The organism is Acinetobacter sp. YH12021 (assembly GCF_013420145.1).
GTDB lineage: Bacteria > Pseudomonadota > Gammaproteobacteria > Pseudomonadales > Moraxellaceae > Acinetobacter > Acinetobacter towneri.
This window is the reverse complement of record NZ_VOYT01000001.1, coordinates 350,399-367,554: the sequence shown is the minus strand read 5'-3', so window position 1 is coordinate 367,554 and position 17,156 is coordinate 350,399. Positions and strand designations below refer to the sequence as shown.

Genomic DNA, 17,156 nt, shown 5'->3' with positions numbered 1-17,156 from the left:
GGAAAGATTCTTCTTTAGCTGACACGGAGGTATGCTTTGGAAAAAGATCAAGATCCAACGATAGTGGTTGAAGACAGTCCTGAACAAGAAAAATATGAACTTTTGAAAGAAAAGTTGAAATACAAACAGGCGGAGCGCGAAAATTCTAAAAAAATTGATCATAAACAAGTACGGTTGAACATTCAAGCGGATGCCTTACCAAGCAAAACCTTCTTTATTATGAATGCTTTGGCAGCGATTATTGCGGGCTACGGTTTACTGTCAAATTCAGCCGCAGTGGTGATTGGTGCAATGCTAGTTGCGATGATGCTAGGCCCTATTTCAGGTATGGCTTTAGCATTTATTGATAATCGATGGTTGTTTTTTAAAACAGCATTTAAAACCTTAGTTTTAGGTGTGTCGATGATTGTCAGTATTGGCATCATTTTAGGTCTTATCAATATTAACTTACCTATCACCCATGAAATTCTGTCTAGAACTCAGCCTACCATTATGGATTTAATGATTGCACTTGCGGGTGGTGCAGCAGGGGCATTTGCAGCCGTTTCACCACGTCTGTCTGTGGCTGTAGTTGGCGTTGCAGTTGCGACTGCTTTGGTACCGCCGCTGGTTGCAAGTGGCATATTAATTGCGCATCTGGAATGGAAACATGCAGCAAATGCTCTGCTGTTGGCACTGACCAATATTGTTGCTATTCAAATTAGTTCTTCACTGGTGTTATGGGCAGCTGGTTTTAGACGCGGTTCAGATGAAGAAGTAAATAGCACAGTAATTGAATTTATTAAAAGAAATATCGTGAGTCTTTTAGTACTTTTTGCGCTGGGTATCTATTTAAGCTTTAACTTTATGATGATGTTAAATAAACAGATGTATGAACATCAGGTAGAAAGCTTGATTGAAAGTCAGTTTAATCAGCATAATAATTTAATTGATACGGTGCAGTTTGATCGGCGTAAAGAGATGACTTTAATTCGCGTAGTCTTGCGTGGAGATATAGCGCCAAAACCTCAACAGATTTCTGCATTGAATCAAAAATTAGCACAAGACCCACGTGGAAAACCAAGTGTGGTTCAAGTGCGCTTTATTCCTGTGCAAATTATTCAAGCCAAAGAAAGTCCTGATTTTGATATTAAGCAAGTTGAAGCCGAGCAATTGATACAACCTTAGATTCAACAATAAGAAATTGATGGTATTTACAGCTTACTTTAGATGGAGTCTTATTATTCAATAGGGCACTCATAATGTTACATATTACACCGATTTAATTTAATAGTCTCAAAAGGTTATAGTTAAGCCAATTTTAAGCTAAACCACTTAACATCCGATTTATTTCAAATCAGATTCACTATGCTTCCACGCTCTCCTTACAAAGGCACTTCTGGTTTACAACGGATTTTGAATGCCACAGGCTATTCTTTGGCAGGCTTTAAAGCCGCCTTTCAAAATGAAGCGGCATTTCGGCAAATCATTCTGATTAATTTACTGCTGATCCCGCTCAGTTTTTTCATGCCTGTCAGTCGTGTTGAACAAGTGCTCATGATTGTGGTGTGTTTACTTGCCATCATTGTCAAACTGATTAACTCTGCTATTGAAGCCGTGGTCGATCGTGTTTCGATGGAGCAACACCCCTTGTCTAAAAATGCCAAAGATATGGGCAGTGCAGCGCAATTTGTTGCTTTGGCAATTATCGCATTGACTTGGGGCGCATGCCTGATTCCTGCTTAATCCCTTAAAAACAAGCATAAAACAGACTTTAAAATAGATAGTGAGTTGAGTATTCCTCATGCGGCATCAGCATTCAAAATTTTTACTTCTTCAAGCAATTTTACTCCTTCTGAGTTTGCTGATATTGCTTAATTTATTTAGCGTTGCAGGCAGGCTAGATTTACACCTCATTCAACCCTTCGTGGATGCTCATGCAGAATTTCCACTTCGACAAGACTGGGCATTGGCTGAATTAAATCATCGGTATGTCAAATATATCCTGATTGCGGTATATCTGAGTTATTTACTGACTTGGTTGCTGTCTTTCAGATTTCAAAAATTACGTGCTTGTCGTTGGGAGTTTGGCTATTTCTTTTGGATGGCGGTGATTTCAACCAGTGTGATTGCAATACTTAAATCGCAGTCGGCACATGCTTGCCCGTGGGATATGAGCATTGCCACAGCGCATGGCGTTTGGTGGGATTTAAGTGCAACGGCAGGGCATTGTTTTCCAGGGGGGCATGCCTCAAGTGGTTTTGCTTTATTGGTAGGATATTTTGTTTATCGGGCTGCTCAACCTAAACGTGCTTATTTTTTCTTGATTGCGGCTTGCATTTTAGGCATGGGGATGGGCTGGGCGCAAATGATGCGCGGGGCACATTTTTTTAGTCATAATCTTTGGACAGGCTGGATTACTTGGTGTTTGAACGTAGTCGCTTATGCGTTCTTGGCGCATAAATTGCCACAATCAAAATCTAAATTAAAACCCGATCTTAACGCATCGGAAATTTAACCTGCACACATAAACCACCTAAACTGGCACTTTTAGAAAACTCTAAACTTGCACCTAAGCGTTGGGTGGCTTTATCTACAATAGATAAACCTAAACCGCTGCCAATTTCTGCATGGTTGTGAATACGGTAAAAACGCTGTCGAATTTGATTGAATAGTGCGGGGTCAATGCCTGCACCACTGTCTTCAATTTGCAAAATTGCATGTTGTTCTTGCTGAAAAATAGTCACATTGATCACGCCTTGTTTGGGCGTATATTTAATCGCATTATCAATTAAATTATAAATAATGGAATGCAAAGCAGAACTTTGCCCATGAATATTCAACTCTTGGCGTTGTTCGACACCTAAATCAATATCTTTTTGCAATGCCAATTGAATAAGTTGTTCCACACAGGCAATGGTCATTTGATTTAAAGATAGGGTTTGATCGTTTTCAATTAGACTATCTGAGGCATCTTGCTTGGCTAAGCTTAATAACTGATTGACTAAATGCTGTAAACGCAAAACCCCTTGGCTTAAATTATTGAGGGCATCACTATGTGGAAATTGCTGCAATAAAATTTGTACTTGTAAATTGAGTGCAGTGAGTGGGGTACGTAATTCATGTGCAGCATCGGCAACGAACTGGCGCTGTTCCTGCTGTGCGGCAGAAATTCGCGTAAATAACTGATTCATTTCCTGAATCGTGGGTGCAAGCTCGACAGGATAATCCAACATGTGAATCGGGCTGAGATCCTGCGCTTTACGACGTGCCAATTCGCTTTTAAAGTTATTTAGTGGTTGAAAATTATGACGAATCAGCCAACCCAAAGCCAAAAGGGCAAAGGGTAAAAATATTGCATAGGGAATAAACATATTTGCCGCTAATTCTAAAGCTAAATATTGGCGCACAGAGTTTTGCTGGCTAATTTGAATCTGTAGGGTTTCTTGCGGCAAAATATAGGTATGCCACAGTCCAACTTCGGTTTGATGATTATAAAACCCTGGTTTTTCTACGGGTTGTAGCAACACATCTTGAGGGTGTAATTGTGTTGTAGCATCGTCATATGACCAAATATCGACAAATAAGTCTTCTTCGCTATATCTCTGATTTAAATCGATTTGGCTCTGTGTAGGTTCAGGATGGTTCGCTGCAATGCGTTCTGCCAAACTTTGCATTTGTGCATCTAAAATTTCATTCATTTCTTCTAGGGCAATTCGATACGCTGCAAATACCAAAACGCAGCCCAACATGACACTAAAGATAGAAACATAAACAATCAGACGTTTTTGCAAAGAGTAGGATTGCATTAAATTTGCCCTAAACGGTAGCCCAAACCACGAATGGTACGAATAAAGTCCTTGCCAAGTTTGGCGCGTAAATGGTGAATATAGACTTCAATGGTGTTGCTGCTGACTTCACTGTCAAAATCATATAATTTATCTTCTAAATTACTTTTAGAGAAAATTTTATTAGGGTGGCTGACCAAAGCCATTAAAATTGCCCATTCACGATTCGACAATTCGATATATTCACCTTTGAATTTTGCCAAATGTTGTTCGGTATCTAAGACTAAATCGCCATAACTTAAAATATGTGCGGTATCGTTTACAGGATTTTGTGCGCCGCTACGTCTGAGCAGGGCATAAATTCGCGCCAGTAATTCATCAAATTCATAGGGTTTAATTAAATAATCATCTGCACCCTGATTTAAACCATCCACCCGTTGTTGCAATTGATCACGCGCAGAAATAATCAGCACGGGCAATTGTGGATGTAACTGGCGAATGTTTTTTAATACCTGCATGCCGTCCATCATGGGTAAGCCTAAGTCCAGCAACACCAACTGGATATCTTGCTGCTCTAATTGCTTTAAGCCATCAATCCCGTTGTTCACCCAAGTAACATCAAATTGCTGTAACTTGAGCAAGGTTTGGGTCGATTCGGCAATCATAAAATCATCTTCAATGATTAATATTTTAGGCATGTTACGACTCGTGCTGCGGTTGAGTGGTAGATGGGGCAGAACATTGATTCAGCATATCATTTTTCGGATCAATCACTTGGCTTTTTACATCTAGTAAGCTCAATAAACTTGGGAAAAGATTGTCCTGACTCAATGCTGCTTGGCGTTGTGCTTTTAAGCAATTCACTTGCGCGGAATTTTGTTGTTGCCAAGCTTCTGAAAACCACATCAGCATCGGTACATGAGTTTGTTGAGTCGGTGCCATAGAATACGGTGCGCCGTGTAAATATAAACCATGCTCGCCTGTCGATTCACCATGATCAGATAAATACCAAAAACCAGTTTGATAGTGTTTTTGTTGCTCTAAAGTTTGAATCAACTGACTTAAAACATGGTCGGTATACACAATCGAGTTGTCATAGGTATTGCGTAAGGCATCGGCACTGCAACCCTGAATCGCATTGCTGTTACACGTCGGTTGGAAGGGTTGATAAGCTACGGTTGAGCGTTTGAAATAAGCAGGTCCATGACTGCCCATTTGGTGCAAGATAATTAAATGTGAACGTCTGTCTTTCGGGTCAAGCTGAGCAAGATAAGCCTGTAAACTGTCCACTAAAATTTCATCTAAACATTCACTGCTAGCATCACACCATTTTTGTTTTAGCGCTGCAGGAATTTGATATTGCTGCACCCGATCACAGGCACCTTTACAGCCTGAATTGTTATCAATCCAAGTGACTTGATAACCTGCACGCTGAGCAATATCCAGTAATCCTTCACGGTGACTTGCCAGTTGTTCATCATAATTTTGGCGTGGCATCCCCGAGAACATGCACGGCACAGAAACAGCCGTGGCTGTACCACAAGAGCTGACTTGAGTGAAATTAATCACAGGCAGCTTAGAGAGTTCAGGGTTGGTATTTTTTGCGTAGCCATTCAGCGAGAAGCTTTCGGCACGTGCAGTTTCACCAACCACCAACAGCATAATTTTGGGTGCTGTGCCTGTTTGCGCACGTTGAATTAAATGTGCATCTTCACCATAGCGCAGCAGCGGCAAATTCTGTTTGGGTGCTTTCTTTTTATAATACGATAGACTAGAGGCAATCGCATTTTGTGGAGAAAGCATGCCTTTTAAATCACGATGCTCGCGGAAGATTGCAGCATAATCCACATAAAAACAGAACAATAAACCCAAAATCAGCACAATCGAAACTACACTGCCTAAAGTCTTTTGCAGTAATTGACGGGCAAAATGAGTCGGCTGAATTTTAACAGACCACACCAAGACCAATGGCAATAGTACAAACAGCACACTCCAAACCACTAAGCGTACAGACAAAAGATCACGTACTTCACGTACATCGGTTTGCAGCATATTTTGAATTTGGTCTGCGGTAATCACTACGCTCAAGCTATTAACAAAATAAGCGCTGAATCCACCGACTACAATCAAAATACTGGCTAATATTTTGGCATTCCAACGCCAGTTTAGCCATTGCAGCAACAGATGATACGCCGATACGATGACGATCACAGTTGCAATCAATAAGCCTATGGCTTTAATGCCCTGATAAGGTGTGAATTGTTGAATTTTCTCATAAAATCCATAGTTCAATACCAAGCCTAACCATAGGGCAAGCAGTAGATTGAAATAGAATAAAGAAATCGGTTTTTGCCAAAAGCGTAGTCGGGCAAAGATAGATGGAGCAAGTGGTGATTCGGGCTGCTTAGACATTGTCAATGATTCAAAAGACTTTAAGATGCTTTAGTTTAAAATTTGAAACTTAAAACTGACTTAAAATTGTGGGCTGAATCTGTTGTAGTTTTATTTGATTAACTTTGAAGATAGAAGTTTTAGAGATATAAACTTTGCATGGATAAGCTGTTCATTCATGTTATTTCTGAAGCTTGCCCTATCTCTGAACATATTTTTATCCAAAGATAGGGCAGATTTTTATACTGAGTTTTCTAGATTTTAAGCCACAGCGACATGGAACATTGAACCAATCCACGCACTGAATACCATGGCGACAATACCCCAGATCATGACACGCAATGCACCTTTCCACATACTTGCGCCACCGACATAGCTGGCAAGCGCACCCATAACCCCTAGACTGATTACACCGACCAACATCACGCCTTTGTCTAACAGATGTTCAGGTAAGAGTAAAATAGACACCAACGGGAATAATGAACCTACAGTAAATGCCAATGCCGATGAAAAAGCTGCCATAAATGGCTGCGCTGAGGTGTGTTCTAAAATACCAATTTCGTCACGGGCATGGGCATCTAGAGCATTGTGAGCAGTCAGTTGTATGGCAACTTGTTCTGCCAATTCGGCATCTAAACCACGAATCATATAAATATTGGTGAGTTCTTTTAGTTCATGCTCTGGATTGAGTTTTAATTCGCGTGCTTCCATCGCAAGGTCATTTTGTTCAATGTCTTGTTGAGATTTCACCGAAATATATTCACCTGCTGCCATAGAAGCAGCGCCCGAAATTAAGCCTGCAATACAGGTAATTAACAATGTTTGAGAAGATGCACCACTGGCTGCCATCCCCACGACCAAACTGGTCACAGAAATGATCCCATCGTTCGCACCCAATACTGCAGCACGTAACCATCCAGACCGTTCAATATAGTGTTTTTCGAGGTGGTAAGAATGTGGCATAGATCAAACTCTCTTGTTATTCAATTTTCGTTTATTGATGTGTGATATAGCATAAATCATTCTAAAAAATTTATCGTTTAAAAATGAGAGGTATTTCACAAAATAGATGAAGTCGTAATGTGGTTTTTGAGTTTGAGCTTGGAGTTTTTTATAAAATTTCCTTAAATTTCAACCTTTAAATGCCTTAAAAAATGATCAATAGCTTGTAAGATGATAAAAGAGATTGATTCAATCAGGCTTGCAAGTAAATAGGAAATATCGTGATGTCTTTTCAGAATATTGTGGTACCTGTAGTGAGCGAAGTCAGTCTAAAAACCATTCATCGGTTGGGTGCAGGGTAAAGTATGCCTAAATTATCTCGTGACTTAGTATCGCCAGACGTATTTGATTTAAAGTCATTTATTTCTCCTCGCATTAGGGGTAGATGTCGCACTTGCAGAAGTCATACGTGGACACGGTACAATTTATGATGCAGAAGTCTGTGATGCTGCGGTTCGTTTAATTAATGAAAAAGGGTATGAATTACCGCGCTAAAATATGCGTAATGAATAGTGCTAAAACTTGATTGTTGTGCAGTTTATCGGAGAGATTCTTAAAAAGTGTTAAATTTATCTCGTAAATTGTTTAGAATATCTATCAATTCAAATTGTGTTTATATATAATACGCTCCCATAAAGTAACAGATATTCCAAGTTTCCCCCCACACTTCCCCAAAGTGTGAGTTTTTTTATGCTATGTATTAAAAAGATAGGGATGTAGATTTCCTAAGTTAAATTTAAGCTGACAGATACAACAATGGTTTCTAACAAGTGGATAACTGTCAGGTCTTGTTTGAATGGGGGAAGCTTAATTCCAAATCACTTCCCCAATTCAATATCTTTCAAAATCACACAATCTGCCTGTTCATCGCCAGAGCAATGATCTGCAGAGCTTTGCAACCAGTTCGCCATTTCCTGTAATTGCGTAATCTTCTGTTTTAAGGTTTCAATATGTTTAAGCGTGAGTTGCTTCACTTCTGCACTTTGTCGGTCAGCATTTTTCCATAAACCTAGCAATTCTTTCATTTGCTCAGAAGAAAACCCCAAATCCCGTGCATGCTTAATAAAAGACAAAGTTTTTAAATCTTGCTCAGAATAAATCCGATAACCCGAAGCAGAGCGTTTGGCGGTATCCAGTAAACCAATTTGCTCATAATAACGAATCATTTTGCTGGAAATACCCGATAGCTTAGAGGCTTGACCAATATTCATGTGACTTCTCTCATAAAAAGGGCGTAGAGCAATCTTCTAAACCCTTTTGTATGTTGCATTTAAATCTGTGCTGCTTGGAAATATTTTAAACGGAGCGCATTACCCAATACAAACACTGAAGATAATGCCATCGCGCCCGCAGCAAAAATAGGCGAGAGCAAAATACCTGCAAACGGGTATAGCACGCCTGCAGCAATTGGAATCAAGGCAATATTATAAATAAATGCCCAAAACAGATTTTGACGAATATTGCGGATAGTGGCTTTACTCAAAGCAATTGCATTGGGCACACCTTGTAAATTGCCCGACATCAATACAACTTCGGCTGCTTCAATCGCAACATCTGTACCTGTACCAATCGCAATTCCAACATCGGCTTGTGCCAAAGCAGGGGCATCATTAATACCATCACCCACAAAAGCCACACGTCCAAATTGCTGTTGTAATTCACGTACAACATCGACCTTGCCTTCAGGTAAAACCTCGGCCACCACATGATCAATCTGTAAACGTGCAGCAATTGCCTGAGCCGTATGTCGGTTATCTCCCGTAATCATCGCCACTTTTAAACCCAGTTGATGCAACGCTGCAATAGCAGCAAAAGTCGTGTCTTTAATTGGGTCTGCAACGGCAACAATGGCTGCCAGTTGTTGATCAATCGCCATATAAATTGGTGTTTTGCCTTCTTGTCCTAAACGTGCAGCTTCTGCATTAAAAGCGCTAACATCTAGCCCAATTTGTTGCATATAACGGTCTGCACCAATCTGAATACGTTGACCATCCACCCCTGCTTCAATACCTGAACCTGTGATGCTGTCAAATTCGGTAACAGGCAGTAAACTGACTTGCTTTTCTGTTGCAGCTTGCACAATCGCCAATGCAATGGGATGCTCAGATTTCGCTTCTACCGATGCCAAAAGTGCAAAGACCTGATCTGCATCAAAACCCGATTGCACATGAAAATCGGTTAATGTTGGTTTGCCTTCGGTGAGCGTTCCTGTTTTATCCACCGCGACCACTTTAACATCTTGCAAAAGCTGCAAAGCTTCGCCTTTACGAAACAGCACGCCCATTTCTGCGCCACGACCTGTTCCCACCATAATTGAAGTCGGTGTGGCTAAACCCATCGCACATGGGCAGGCAATAATTAGAACAGCGACTGCATTGACTAAACCAAAGGTTAGGGTAGGTTCTGGGCCAAAAATAAACCACACAATAAAAGTAAGTGCAGCCAATAACATCACGGCAGGTACAAACCACATGGTCACTTTATCCACCAAGGCTTGAATAGGTAATTTAGAGCCTTGCGCTTGTTCGACCATACGAATAATTTGCGCCAACACCGAAGCTTCACCAATGGCAGTAGCACGAATATTTAGTGTGCCATTTTGGTTGATGGTACCGCCTACAACTTGATTGCCCACTTGTTTTGCCATAGGAACAGGTTCACCTGTAATCATCGATTCATCTATATAACTATGACCTTCGACTACTTCACCATCTACAGGAATACGTTCACCCGGGCGGATTTCGACAATGGTATTGGAACTGACTTCTGCCACAGGTACTTCAATGATTTGACCATCTCGATGAATACGCGCAGTTTTGGCTTGCATACCAATTAAATGCTGAATGGCTTGTGAAGTGCGACCTTTGGCTTTGGCTTCGAAATAGCGCCCTAGCAAAATTAAACTGACAATCACTGCCGCAGCTTCATAATAAACATGCACTGTGCCTTCTGGTAAAAGCTGTGGCATAAATGTCGCTACCAATGAAAAACTGTATGCAGCCAAAGTTCCCACAGCCACCAAAGAGTTCATATCAGGCGCAAAACGTAACAGCGCTGGAATCCCTTTTTGATAAAAACGACGTCCTGGTAACAGCAGCACCAATGTGGTTAAAGCAAATTGAATCAACCAACTTTGTTGTTGCCCAATATTGTGCATCACCCACATGTGAAAGGCGGGAATCATGTGTGAGCCCATTTCCAGAATAAATACAGGCAAGGCTAAAATCAGTGAAATTACTAAATCACGTTTCAGTTGTTGCTGTTCCAGATTCTTTTTATCGTGTTGTTCGTTAGAGTCGTGTTGCAGCAGTTTGGCGTCATAACCTGCTTTTTGAATCGCTCGAATCAGGTCTTGGCTAGAAACTGTGGCATTCGGTTGAATCCATGCGCGTTCAGTCGCCAAATTGACATTGGCTTGTTCTACACCAGACACTTTCTTTAAGGCTTTTTCGACACGTGCTACACACGAGGCACAGGTCATGCCATCAATAGACAGTTCTATTGGTTGAATGGCAGCTACATCAAAACCTGCACGTTGCACTGCCTTAATGAGCAGTGCACGGTCTAAAGGTTGCGATGCGTGAATCAGTGCTTTTTCTGTTGCAAGATTCACTTCAGCTTTTTCTACACCATCGACTTTTTTTAAGGCTTTTTCGACACGCCCGACACATGAGGCACAGGTCATGCCTTCTATAGACAAAGTTTCCTGATAGGGAGAGGCATTTGGGTGTTTTGCGTCCATGGTCGTCTCTATAATTTGGAGGATGTGTTTAGCATATAGATTGACACGATGGTAAGGTCAAGTAAATTTTAGCCCAAAATAGGCTTGACCTTGCCAGCATGGTAAGCTTTAAACTACAGTTCAACAAAGGCAGAAGTGTGGAGTTCGCAATGAAACTATTGATTGAAAATATGACTTGTGGCGGTTGTGCACGTGGTGTCACGGCAACCATTCAAGATGTTGATCCTGCTGCAAAAGTTGAAGTCGATTTAGCGACTAAAATTGTGACTGTGGAAAGCACTGCAACAGTAGATCAAATTACCGCTGCATTGGCAGAAGATGATTTTCCTGCACAAGTTCAATAAAACTGCATCATCTAAGAAGCTCCAATGTGTGAGCTTATCGTAAGGTCAATTGGTCAACTGACGAATTGACCTATTTTTTTGCCTGCCGATTTTTTTCTCGTTGTTTTTTGATGTGACCAACTGAATACATTTTGATCACGAAGATGCTAAACCAAGCCAATCAGAAGCTGAGATTTTCTAACTTCAAGCTGAGTTTCATTCATTCAGGGCTGAAATCTACTGAATGAACTATGTGCTGTCCTCTAAAATATACTCTTCAATATTTATCGGAATAAAAATATTTTTTGGTTTTAACTTGTTGTTATTGAAATATTTATTTTAATTTTTAAATTTAAGGGATAACAGAAAAACCATCATTTTTAGATGTTTTGCTGCATATTTTAAATTAAGGTGAATAAAATTCACTTTGGACTGAGGTTAAATCATTTTTATTCACTTTGTCGTTCCAGTATAAATACCCTCATTCAGAAATTTTAACTTTTTAAATTTGGGTAGTAGATCATCATGACAAAGCCATTCACCTGTTCAATTAAACGTATTCGTTTTGACGAAAACTATGAACCTGCTAACAACACGCGTTTAACCACCAATTTTGCAAATTTGGCGCGTGGTGAAAGCCGTCAGGAAAATTTACGCAGAACTTTAGCGATGATCAATAATCGTTTTAACTCGCTGGCATCTTGCGATAACCCAAAAGGTGATCGTTATTCGCTTGAAATCGACATTATTTCTGCAGAAATTGATATTGAAGGAAATGGCAAAACTTTTCCATTCATTGAAATGCTAAAAAGTACGATCACAGATCATCAAACAAATGAACGTATTGAAGGCATGATTGGCAACAGTTTTTCATCGTATGTTCGTGATTATGATTTTAGTGTGGTCTTGCCAGCATTAGGCTGCAAAGTAAATGAAAAGCCTGAAAGTTTTGGTGATTTACATGGCAAGCTTTATCAGCATTTGGTCAGTTCAGCAGTGTTCCAAGCTGAGTTTCAAAAACAACCTGTGATTTGCCTGAGCGTATCAACCACAAAAACTTATTATCGTACGACCAATGTGCATCCTGTCTTAGGTACAGAATATAAAAATGATGAATATTCAAGAACCGATGACTATTTTGAAAAAATGGGTTTAACCGTGCGTTACTTCAAACCTGAAAATAGCAATGCACCGCTTGCGTTCTATTTTTCTGGCGATTTACTGCATGATTACACAGATTTTGAGTTGATCAGTGCCATCAGTACTATGGAAAGTTTCCAGAAAATTTATCGTCCTGAAATTTATAACACCAACTCACCTGCAGGCGAGGTCTATCAGCCAAGTTTGAATTATCAGGATTATTCATTAACCCAAGTTGTATATGACCGTGTTGAGCGAGGTCAGTTGGCAGTCAAGCAGGGCAAATGGACTGAAGAAAACTTTATCAAGCCTTATCAAGATATTCTTGAACAATGGGCTGCCAAGTTCGTGCCGCTACATGCTGCCAATCAAGAACGTGTTGCTTAACTTAAAATACAGATAGAAGATTCAAAATGGCTATTTTATTACCGACCTCAACGGCTGGCAGTTTACCTAAACCTTCGTGGCTCGCAGAACCTGAAAAGCTTTGGTCAGCTTGGAAATTAACAGGGCAAGAATTACTGGACGCAAAACAAGATGCGCTACGTCTATCACTGCATGAACAACAGCAAGCAGAGATTGATATTGTGAGTGATGGGGAGCAAACCCGTCAGCATTTTGTCACCACCTTTATTGAACACCTTGAAGGTGTCGATTTTGAAAAACGTGAAACAGTCAAAATTCGTGATCGTTATGATGCCAGTGTCCCTTCTGTGGTGGGTGCAGTTTCTAGGCAAAAACCAGTCTTTGTTGAAGATGCCAAATTCCTGCGTTCACTGACAGATCAACCCATCAAATGGGCGTTGCCTGGTCCTATGACCATGATTGATACTTTATACGATGCGCACTACAAGAGCCGTGAAAAACTGGCGTGGGAATTTGCCAAAATCCTGAATCAGGAAGCGCGTGAACTTGAAGCAGCAGGCGTGGATATCATCCAGTTTGATGAACCTGCGTTTAATGTGTTTTTTGATGAGGTGAATGACTGGGGCGTGGCAACATTAGAGCGCGCGTTAGAAGGTTTGAAATGTGAAACAGCCGTGCATATTTGCTATGGCTATGGCATTAAAGCCAATACCGATTGGAAAAAAACACTCGGCTCAGAATGGCGTCAATACGAAGCAGTTTTCCCAAAACTACAGCAGTCTAATTTGGATATTATCTCACTGGAATGTCACAACTCACGTGTTCCGATGGATTTGCTTGAACTTATCCGTGGTAAAAAGGTGATGGTGGGTGCGATTGATGTCGCAACGAATACGATTGAAACAGCCGATGAAGTTGCAGATACATTGCGCAAAGCATTGCAATTTGTCGATGCTAACAAGTTGTACCCATCGACTAACTGTGGAATGGCACCATTGAGTCGTCAGGTTGCACGAGGCAAGTTACAGGCTTTGGCTGCTGGTACGAAGATTATTCGCCAAGAATTATCTAGTTAAGCGTTCGATCAGGCGAAGTGAATTCAAGCCAAGTGAATTTAAGTTAAGTGAATCAGGGATGCTTTTTCAGGCAAAAAGCATCCTTTGAACTTTCTAAAAAAGTTGAGTGTTGGAATACGGTGATGGTTAAAGCAACAGACTTCAAAAATGCAATGTCTTTCTTATCAAGTGCAGTCAATGTAGTGACGACAATGGGAGATGCAGGACGTCATGGTTTTACTGCATCTGCGGTATGTAGCGTGACAGATACACCGCCAACATTATTGGTGTGTATGAACAAATCATCGCGTTCTCATCTCAGTTTTTTAGAGAATAAAGTGCTGTGTGTGAATGTGCTAAATGCAGAACAAGAACATCTTTCTAATGCATTTGCCTCATCAAAATTGAGTTCCGATGAGCGTTTTAAGCAGGCTGAATGGGCAGCTTTGGAAACAGGTGCTCCTATATTAAAAAATGCATTGGTCAGTTTTGATTGTGAAATTTCACAAATTCAAGAAGTGGGGACGCATACTATTTTTATTTGCCCAATTGTTGCTATTCAAAAAAATCAACAAGATCAGGCGTTGGTTTATTTTAATCGTCACTATCATCAAGTTGGTGAAACTGAGTTTGTTTAATTCGCTATAAAATATTGCAATATGCGATAATCAGTTTATACTTGATTTATAGCAAAATGCGATAAAATATTATGCATGTGATCACCCACGCTAGAATTATAGAGGCAATGCACAAGTGGCCACAGGCTGAAACAGCACTCGATGGTTGGTATCGAATTATTAAGGCAAATGATCCGAAAGACTTTGCCGAAATGAAGCAGTTATTTCCAGCAGTTGATAAAGTTGGAAAGTTTCATGTATTCGATATTGGTGGGAATAAGATTCGACTTATTGCTGTTGTGATGTATCAGGCAAAGCGTGTGTATATTCGTCATGTGTTATCCCATAAAGAATATGACAAAGGTCATTGGAAGGAGGATTAGTATGAACGCAATGATTAAACAGGCTGTAGATCACTGGCACTACGTTGCTCCTTTGCTGAGTAAACCAGAAAATGAAAAAGATTTTCATGCACTTGTCGAGGCTTTAGATGAGCTTTTAGATATTGTTGGTGATGATGAAACGCATCCTTTAATGGGGCTGATTCATCAACTCGGTGACTTGGTTTCTGTTTATGAAAATGAACACCTGCCTATTCCTCATGGAGATGGTCGTGCTGCTTTAGCTTTTTTGATGGCGCAACATGGATTAGGTCAATCTGACTTGGCAGAGGTTGCAACTCAATCTGTGATTTCGGAGATTTTAAGCGGCAAACGCCAGTTGAATATTCGTCATATTAAAGCGCTGTCTGAGCGGTTTAAGGTTTCTGCTGATACATTTTTCTAAACGATTTTATATTTTTTAGACATTTTATTTTTAGATATTTAAAAATAAATAGCTCCGAAGATGCCGCTGCATGTCGTTACCCTGAACCCGAAAAAGTTCAAGGCGGACGCGACGCATACTTGCTGGGTTTCCCATACGTGATGGGCATACGCTCTAAATATGCAGAACACAATCCTAAGATTAAAGTATCGGCAGGGATATAGACTCGCTGGCGAACACCTCAGAGTTAGAATTAGTATAACCCATCTCAGTTGCTTGGCAACTCATGTTCACGAATTAACTGTAAAGATAGAGCTTGTTTGCATAGCCTTTATGCAAACTTAAGTCAAAAAAACGACACTTAAGTAAGGGCTTCAACTTCTTGCAAAATGGTGCTGAGTAAACGCTCACAATGCTCATAATGCTGCAAAGATTTATTCATAGAAAGAACCTCTTGCATCAACTCTAAAGCCACCACAATAATCAGTTTGCTCGGTTCCATATTGGGCGCTTTACGACGAAACTCATCATAGCGTTCATTCAATAATTGTGCTGCACGCTCTAAATCTTCTCTTTTTTCTTCAGTTGTGGCTAAACGGAAACTATGTCCTAAAACACGTAAATCAATTGGAATTTGAACTGACATATTAACCTTCCTCGCTCACTTCGGCAGGGTGGGCAAGTTGTTGAATTTCTTGCGCATGATGATCTTGAGCTGTACCTAAAATTGCAAGACGCTGAATAATAGCTTCAACTTTGGCTTTGGCATGCTCATTTTTTTGTAACAATCTTTCACGTTCTTGTTTGAGTGTCTGAATTTCATGCTGATTCATACGCTGATCATTCAGCATTTTTTCTTTCAGAATGCGTAATTCATTGCGCTCAGCCAAAATTTCCTGAAAGCGGTTTTTCAAATCAGTACAGCTTTTTTCCAAACGACTGTAACGGTCTGCCAGTGCTGTCGCATCTTGGTTTAACTGCTGAAATTGCGCCTGAGTGCTGCTTAATTGCTCAGTCAGATTCTCAATTTCATCTTGCTTGGCAGTAATAATGCTGTTTCTTTGCACAATTTGTGCATGATGCTGTTCCTCAGCAGTTTGCTTGGCTGTGCTGAGGGCGGCATTTTCACTTTCATAATGATTAATTCGTGTTTTTAAAACACCAATATACGCTTGTAGACGCTGTAATTCTTCTAACATATCGTGGTCGCACAGTATTGCAAACAAAGGTAATATATACGAAGTATAGAGATTGGATAAACGAATGCAAGACGATATTTCAGGTTGGTCGGAATGGTTCCGCAATTTTTCTAACATTGAAGAAATTTCAAGCCCAAGTGAGTTACATGGCTTGCTGACAGGTATAGTTTGTGTGACAGATGCACCAAGTGAAACCGAATGGCAGCAGATTTTAGAAACTTTAAATGTGCCAGAATTAGAGCCAGCCGCACTCTCACTTTTAACCGATGAATCAGAAGATGTCGCACATGCCTTGTCTGAAGATGAGTTGGATTATTTGCCGTTGTTGCCAGATGATGAACATCTTTTACAAGAACGTGTGCAAGCTTTGGCGGATTGGTGTGCAGGCGTCGTGCTTGGGTTTGGTTTAGCTTCTGGGCATATTCGTTCAGATGAAATCGAACTGATTGAGCATTTACAAGATGTCGCTGCGGTTGAGTTTGAAGATTCAGACAATGATGAAGAAGGCGAAGAAAGCTATCAGGAATTGTATGAATTTGTACGTTTGATTCCTGTGAGTTTATCTGTAGGACGTAAAAAAGTGCCTGTAGAAGAAAGCTCTTTATTGCAAAACTTACATGCTAAGTCGCGTCAACAAACCGTACAAACAACACAAAACGCAAGTGCTGTTGTTGAAATGTTTACGCCACACCGTCCGAGTTAATCAGGCGTTGTGTGCCTAAGTTAAGTCGGTGTAAGGTGCTTTAAGTCATTACAACAATCATATTTTCATCATTTTATATATGTAGA

At 40.4% G+C, this 17,156-nt stretch carries 18 protein-coding genes and 1 other RNA gene; 10 read left to right on the top strand and 9 right to left on the bottom strand.

The window, feature by feature from the left end; translation table 11 throughout:
• Nucleotides 1–36: 36 nt before the first annotated feature.
• From FTT91_RS01680 to FTT91_RS01670, 3 genes are all read left to right on the top strand, one after another.
• Nucleotides 37–1,167, top strand: a complete 1,131-nt coding sequence (locus FTT91_RS01680; RefSeq protein WP_004970544.1) for a TIGR00341 family protein — start codon at nucleotides 37–39, stop codon at nucleotides 1,165–1,167.
• Nucleotides 1,168–1,347: 180 nt separating this feature from the next.
• The gene (locus FTT91_RS01675; protein WP_180168857.1) at nucleotides 1,348–1,725 is read left to right on the top strand and encodes a diacylglycerol kinase; all 378 of its coding nucleotides are present in this window, start codon (nucleotides 1,348–1,350) and stop codon (nucleotides 1,723–1,725) included.
• Between the two features lie 58 nt (nucleotides 1,726–1,783).
• Nucleotides 1,784–2,497, top strand: a complete 714-nt coding sequence (locus FTT91_RS01670; protein WP_180168856.1) for a phosphatase PAP2 family protein — start codon at nucleotides 1,784–1,786, stop codon at nucleotides 2,495–2,497.
• On the opposite strand, the gene FTT91_RS01665 is transcribed toward FTT91_RS01670, so the two are convergent.
• From FTT91_RS01665 to FTT91_RS01640, 6 genes are all read right to left on the bottom strand, one after another.
• Nucleotides 2,478–3,788, bottom strand: coding sequence for an ATP-binding protein (locus FTT91_RS01665; protein ID WP_104852308.1), 1,311 nt, complete (start codon nucleotides 3,786–3,788; stop codon nucleotides 2,478–2,480). The two genes, FTT91_RS01670 and FTT91_RS01665, sit on opposite strands and share 20 nt — an antisense overlap.
• Nucleotides 3,788–4,465, bottom strand: coding sequence for a response regulator transcription factor (locus FTT91_RS01660; protein ID WP_096902721.1), 678 nt, complete (start codon nucleotides 4,463–4,465; stop codon nucleotides 3,788–3,790). Before FTT91_RS01660 ends, FTT91_RS01665 begins: the two co-directional genes overlap by 1 nt.
• A gap of 1 nt (nucleotide 4,466) precedes the next feature.
• Nucleotides 4,467–6,179 (bottom strand): phosphoethanolamine transferase, encoded by a 1,713-nt coding sequence (locus FTT91_RS01655; RefSeq protein WP_180168855.1) that lies wholly within the window; start codon nucleotides 6,177–6,179, stop codon nucleotides 4,467–4,469.
• Nucleotides 6,180–6,419: 240 nt separating this feature from the next.
• The gene (locus FTT91_RS01650; RefSeq protein WP_096902719.1) at nucleotides 6,420–7,121 is read right to left on the bottom strand and encodes a VIT family protein; all 702 of its coding nucleotides are present in this window, start codon (nucleotides 7,119–7,121) and stop codon (nucleotides 6,420–6,422) included.
• An 857-nt stretch (nucleotides 7,122–7,978) separates the two neighbouring features.
• Nucleotides 7,979–8,371, bottom strand: a complete 393-nt coding sequence (gene cueR, locus FTT91_RS01645) for a Cu(I)-responsive transcriptional regulator (RefSeq protein WP_004970532.1) — start codon at nucleotides 8,369–8,371, stop codon at nucleotides 7,979–7,981.
• A 59-nt stretch (nucleotides 8,372–8,430) separates the two neighbouring features.
• Nucleotides 8,431–10,902, bottom strand: a complete 2,472-nt coding sequence (locus tag FTT91_RS01640; RefSeq protein WP_180168854.1) for a heavy metal translocating P-type ATPase — start codon at nucleotides 10,900–10,902, stop codon at nucleotides 8,431–8,433.
• Nucleotides 10,903–11,051: 149 nt separating this feature from the next.
• Here FTT91_RS01640 and FTT91_RS01635 point away from each other — a divergent pair, with 149 nt between their 5' ends.
• The 6 genes from FTT91_RS01635 to FTT91_RS01610 all read left to right on the top strand — a co-directional run bounded on the left by FTT91_RS01635 (nucleotide 11,052) and on the right by FTT91_RS01610 (nucleotide 15,189).
• The gene (locus FTT91_RS01635) at nucleotides 11,052–11,246 is read left to right on the top strand and encodes a heavy-metal-associated domain-containing protein (RefSeq protein WP_004970528.1); all 195 of its coding nucleotides are present in this window, start codon (nucleotides 11,052–11,054) and stop codon (nucleotides 11,244–11,246) included.
• A gap of 504 nt (nucleotides 11,247–11,750) precedes the next feature.
• Nucleotides 11,751–12,752, top strand: a complete 1,002-nt coding sequence (locus tag FTT91_RS01630; protein WP_154320486.1) for a putative oxygenase MesX — start codon at nucleotides 11,751–11,753, stop codon at nucleotides 12,750–12,752.
• Nucleotides 12,753–12,778: 26 nt separating this feature from the next.
• The gene (locus FTT91_RS01625) at nucleotides 12,779–13,807 is read left to right on the top strand and encodes a methionine synthase (RefSeq protein ID WP_179988915.1); all 1,029 of its coding nucleotides are present in this window, start codon (nucleotides 12,779–12,781) and stop codon (nucleotides 13,805–13,807) included.
• Nucleotides 13,808–13,929: 122 nt separating this feature from the next.
• Nucleotides 13,930–14,424, top strand: coding sequence for a flavin reductase (locus tag FTT91_RS01620; RefSeq protein ID WP_004970523.1), 495 nt, complete (start codon nucleotides 13,930–13,932; stop codon nucleotides 14,422–14,424).
• A gap of 71 nt (nucleotides 14,425–14,495) precedes the next feature.
• Complete coding sequence (locus FTT91_RS01615) at nucleotides 14,496–14,786, top strand: type II toxin-antitoxin system HigB family toxin (RefSeq protein ID WP_019836372.1); 291 nt, start codon at nucleotides 14,496–14,498, stop codon at nucleotides 14,784–14,786.
• Nucleotide 14,787: 1 nt separating this feature from the next.
• A complete protein-coding gene (locus FTT91_RS01610) occupies nucleotides 14,788–15,189 on the top strand; it encodes a type II toxin-antitoxin system HigA family antitoxin (protein WP_004970519.1) in 402 nt (133 codons plus the stop codon).
• A gap of 47 nt (nucleotides 15,190–15,236) precedes the next feature.
• Here FTT91_RS01610 and ssrS read toward each other — a convergent pair.
• The 3 genes from ssrS to FTT91_RS01595 form a co-directional block, all read right to left on the bottom strand.
• A non-coding RNA gene (gene ssrS / locus FTT91_RS01605) (6S RNA) lies at nucleotides 15,237–15,419 on the bottom strand.
• Between the two features lie 110 nt (nucleotides 15,420–15,529).
• Complete coding sequence (locus FTT91_RS01600) at nucleotides 15,530–15,814, bottom strand: cell division protein ZapA (protein ID WP_004970518.1); 285 nt, start codon at nucleotides 15,812–15,814, stop codon at nucleotides 15,530–15,532.
• Between the two features lies 1 nt (nucleotide 15,815).
• Nucleotides 15,816–16,367 carry a hypothetical protein gene (locus FTT91_RS01595; RefSeq protein WP_180168853.1) on the bottom strand — a complete coding sequence of 184 codons (552 nt, stop codon included), beginning with the start codon at nucleotides 16,365–16,367 and terminating at the stop codon, nucleotides 15,816–15,818.
• A 64-nt stretch (nucleotides 16,368–16,431) separates the two neighbouring features.
• Here FTT91_RS01595 and FTT91_RS01590 point away from each other — a divergent pair, with 64 nt between their 5' ends.
• On the top strand, nucleotides 16,432–17,070 hold the full coding sequence (locus tag FTT91_RS01590) for a UPF0149 family protein (protein WP_180168852.1): 639 nt from the start codon (nucleotides 16,432–16,434) through the stop codon (nucleotides 17,068–17,070).
• The last annotated feature ends 86 nt before the right edge of the window (nucleotides 17,071–17,156 follow it).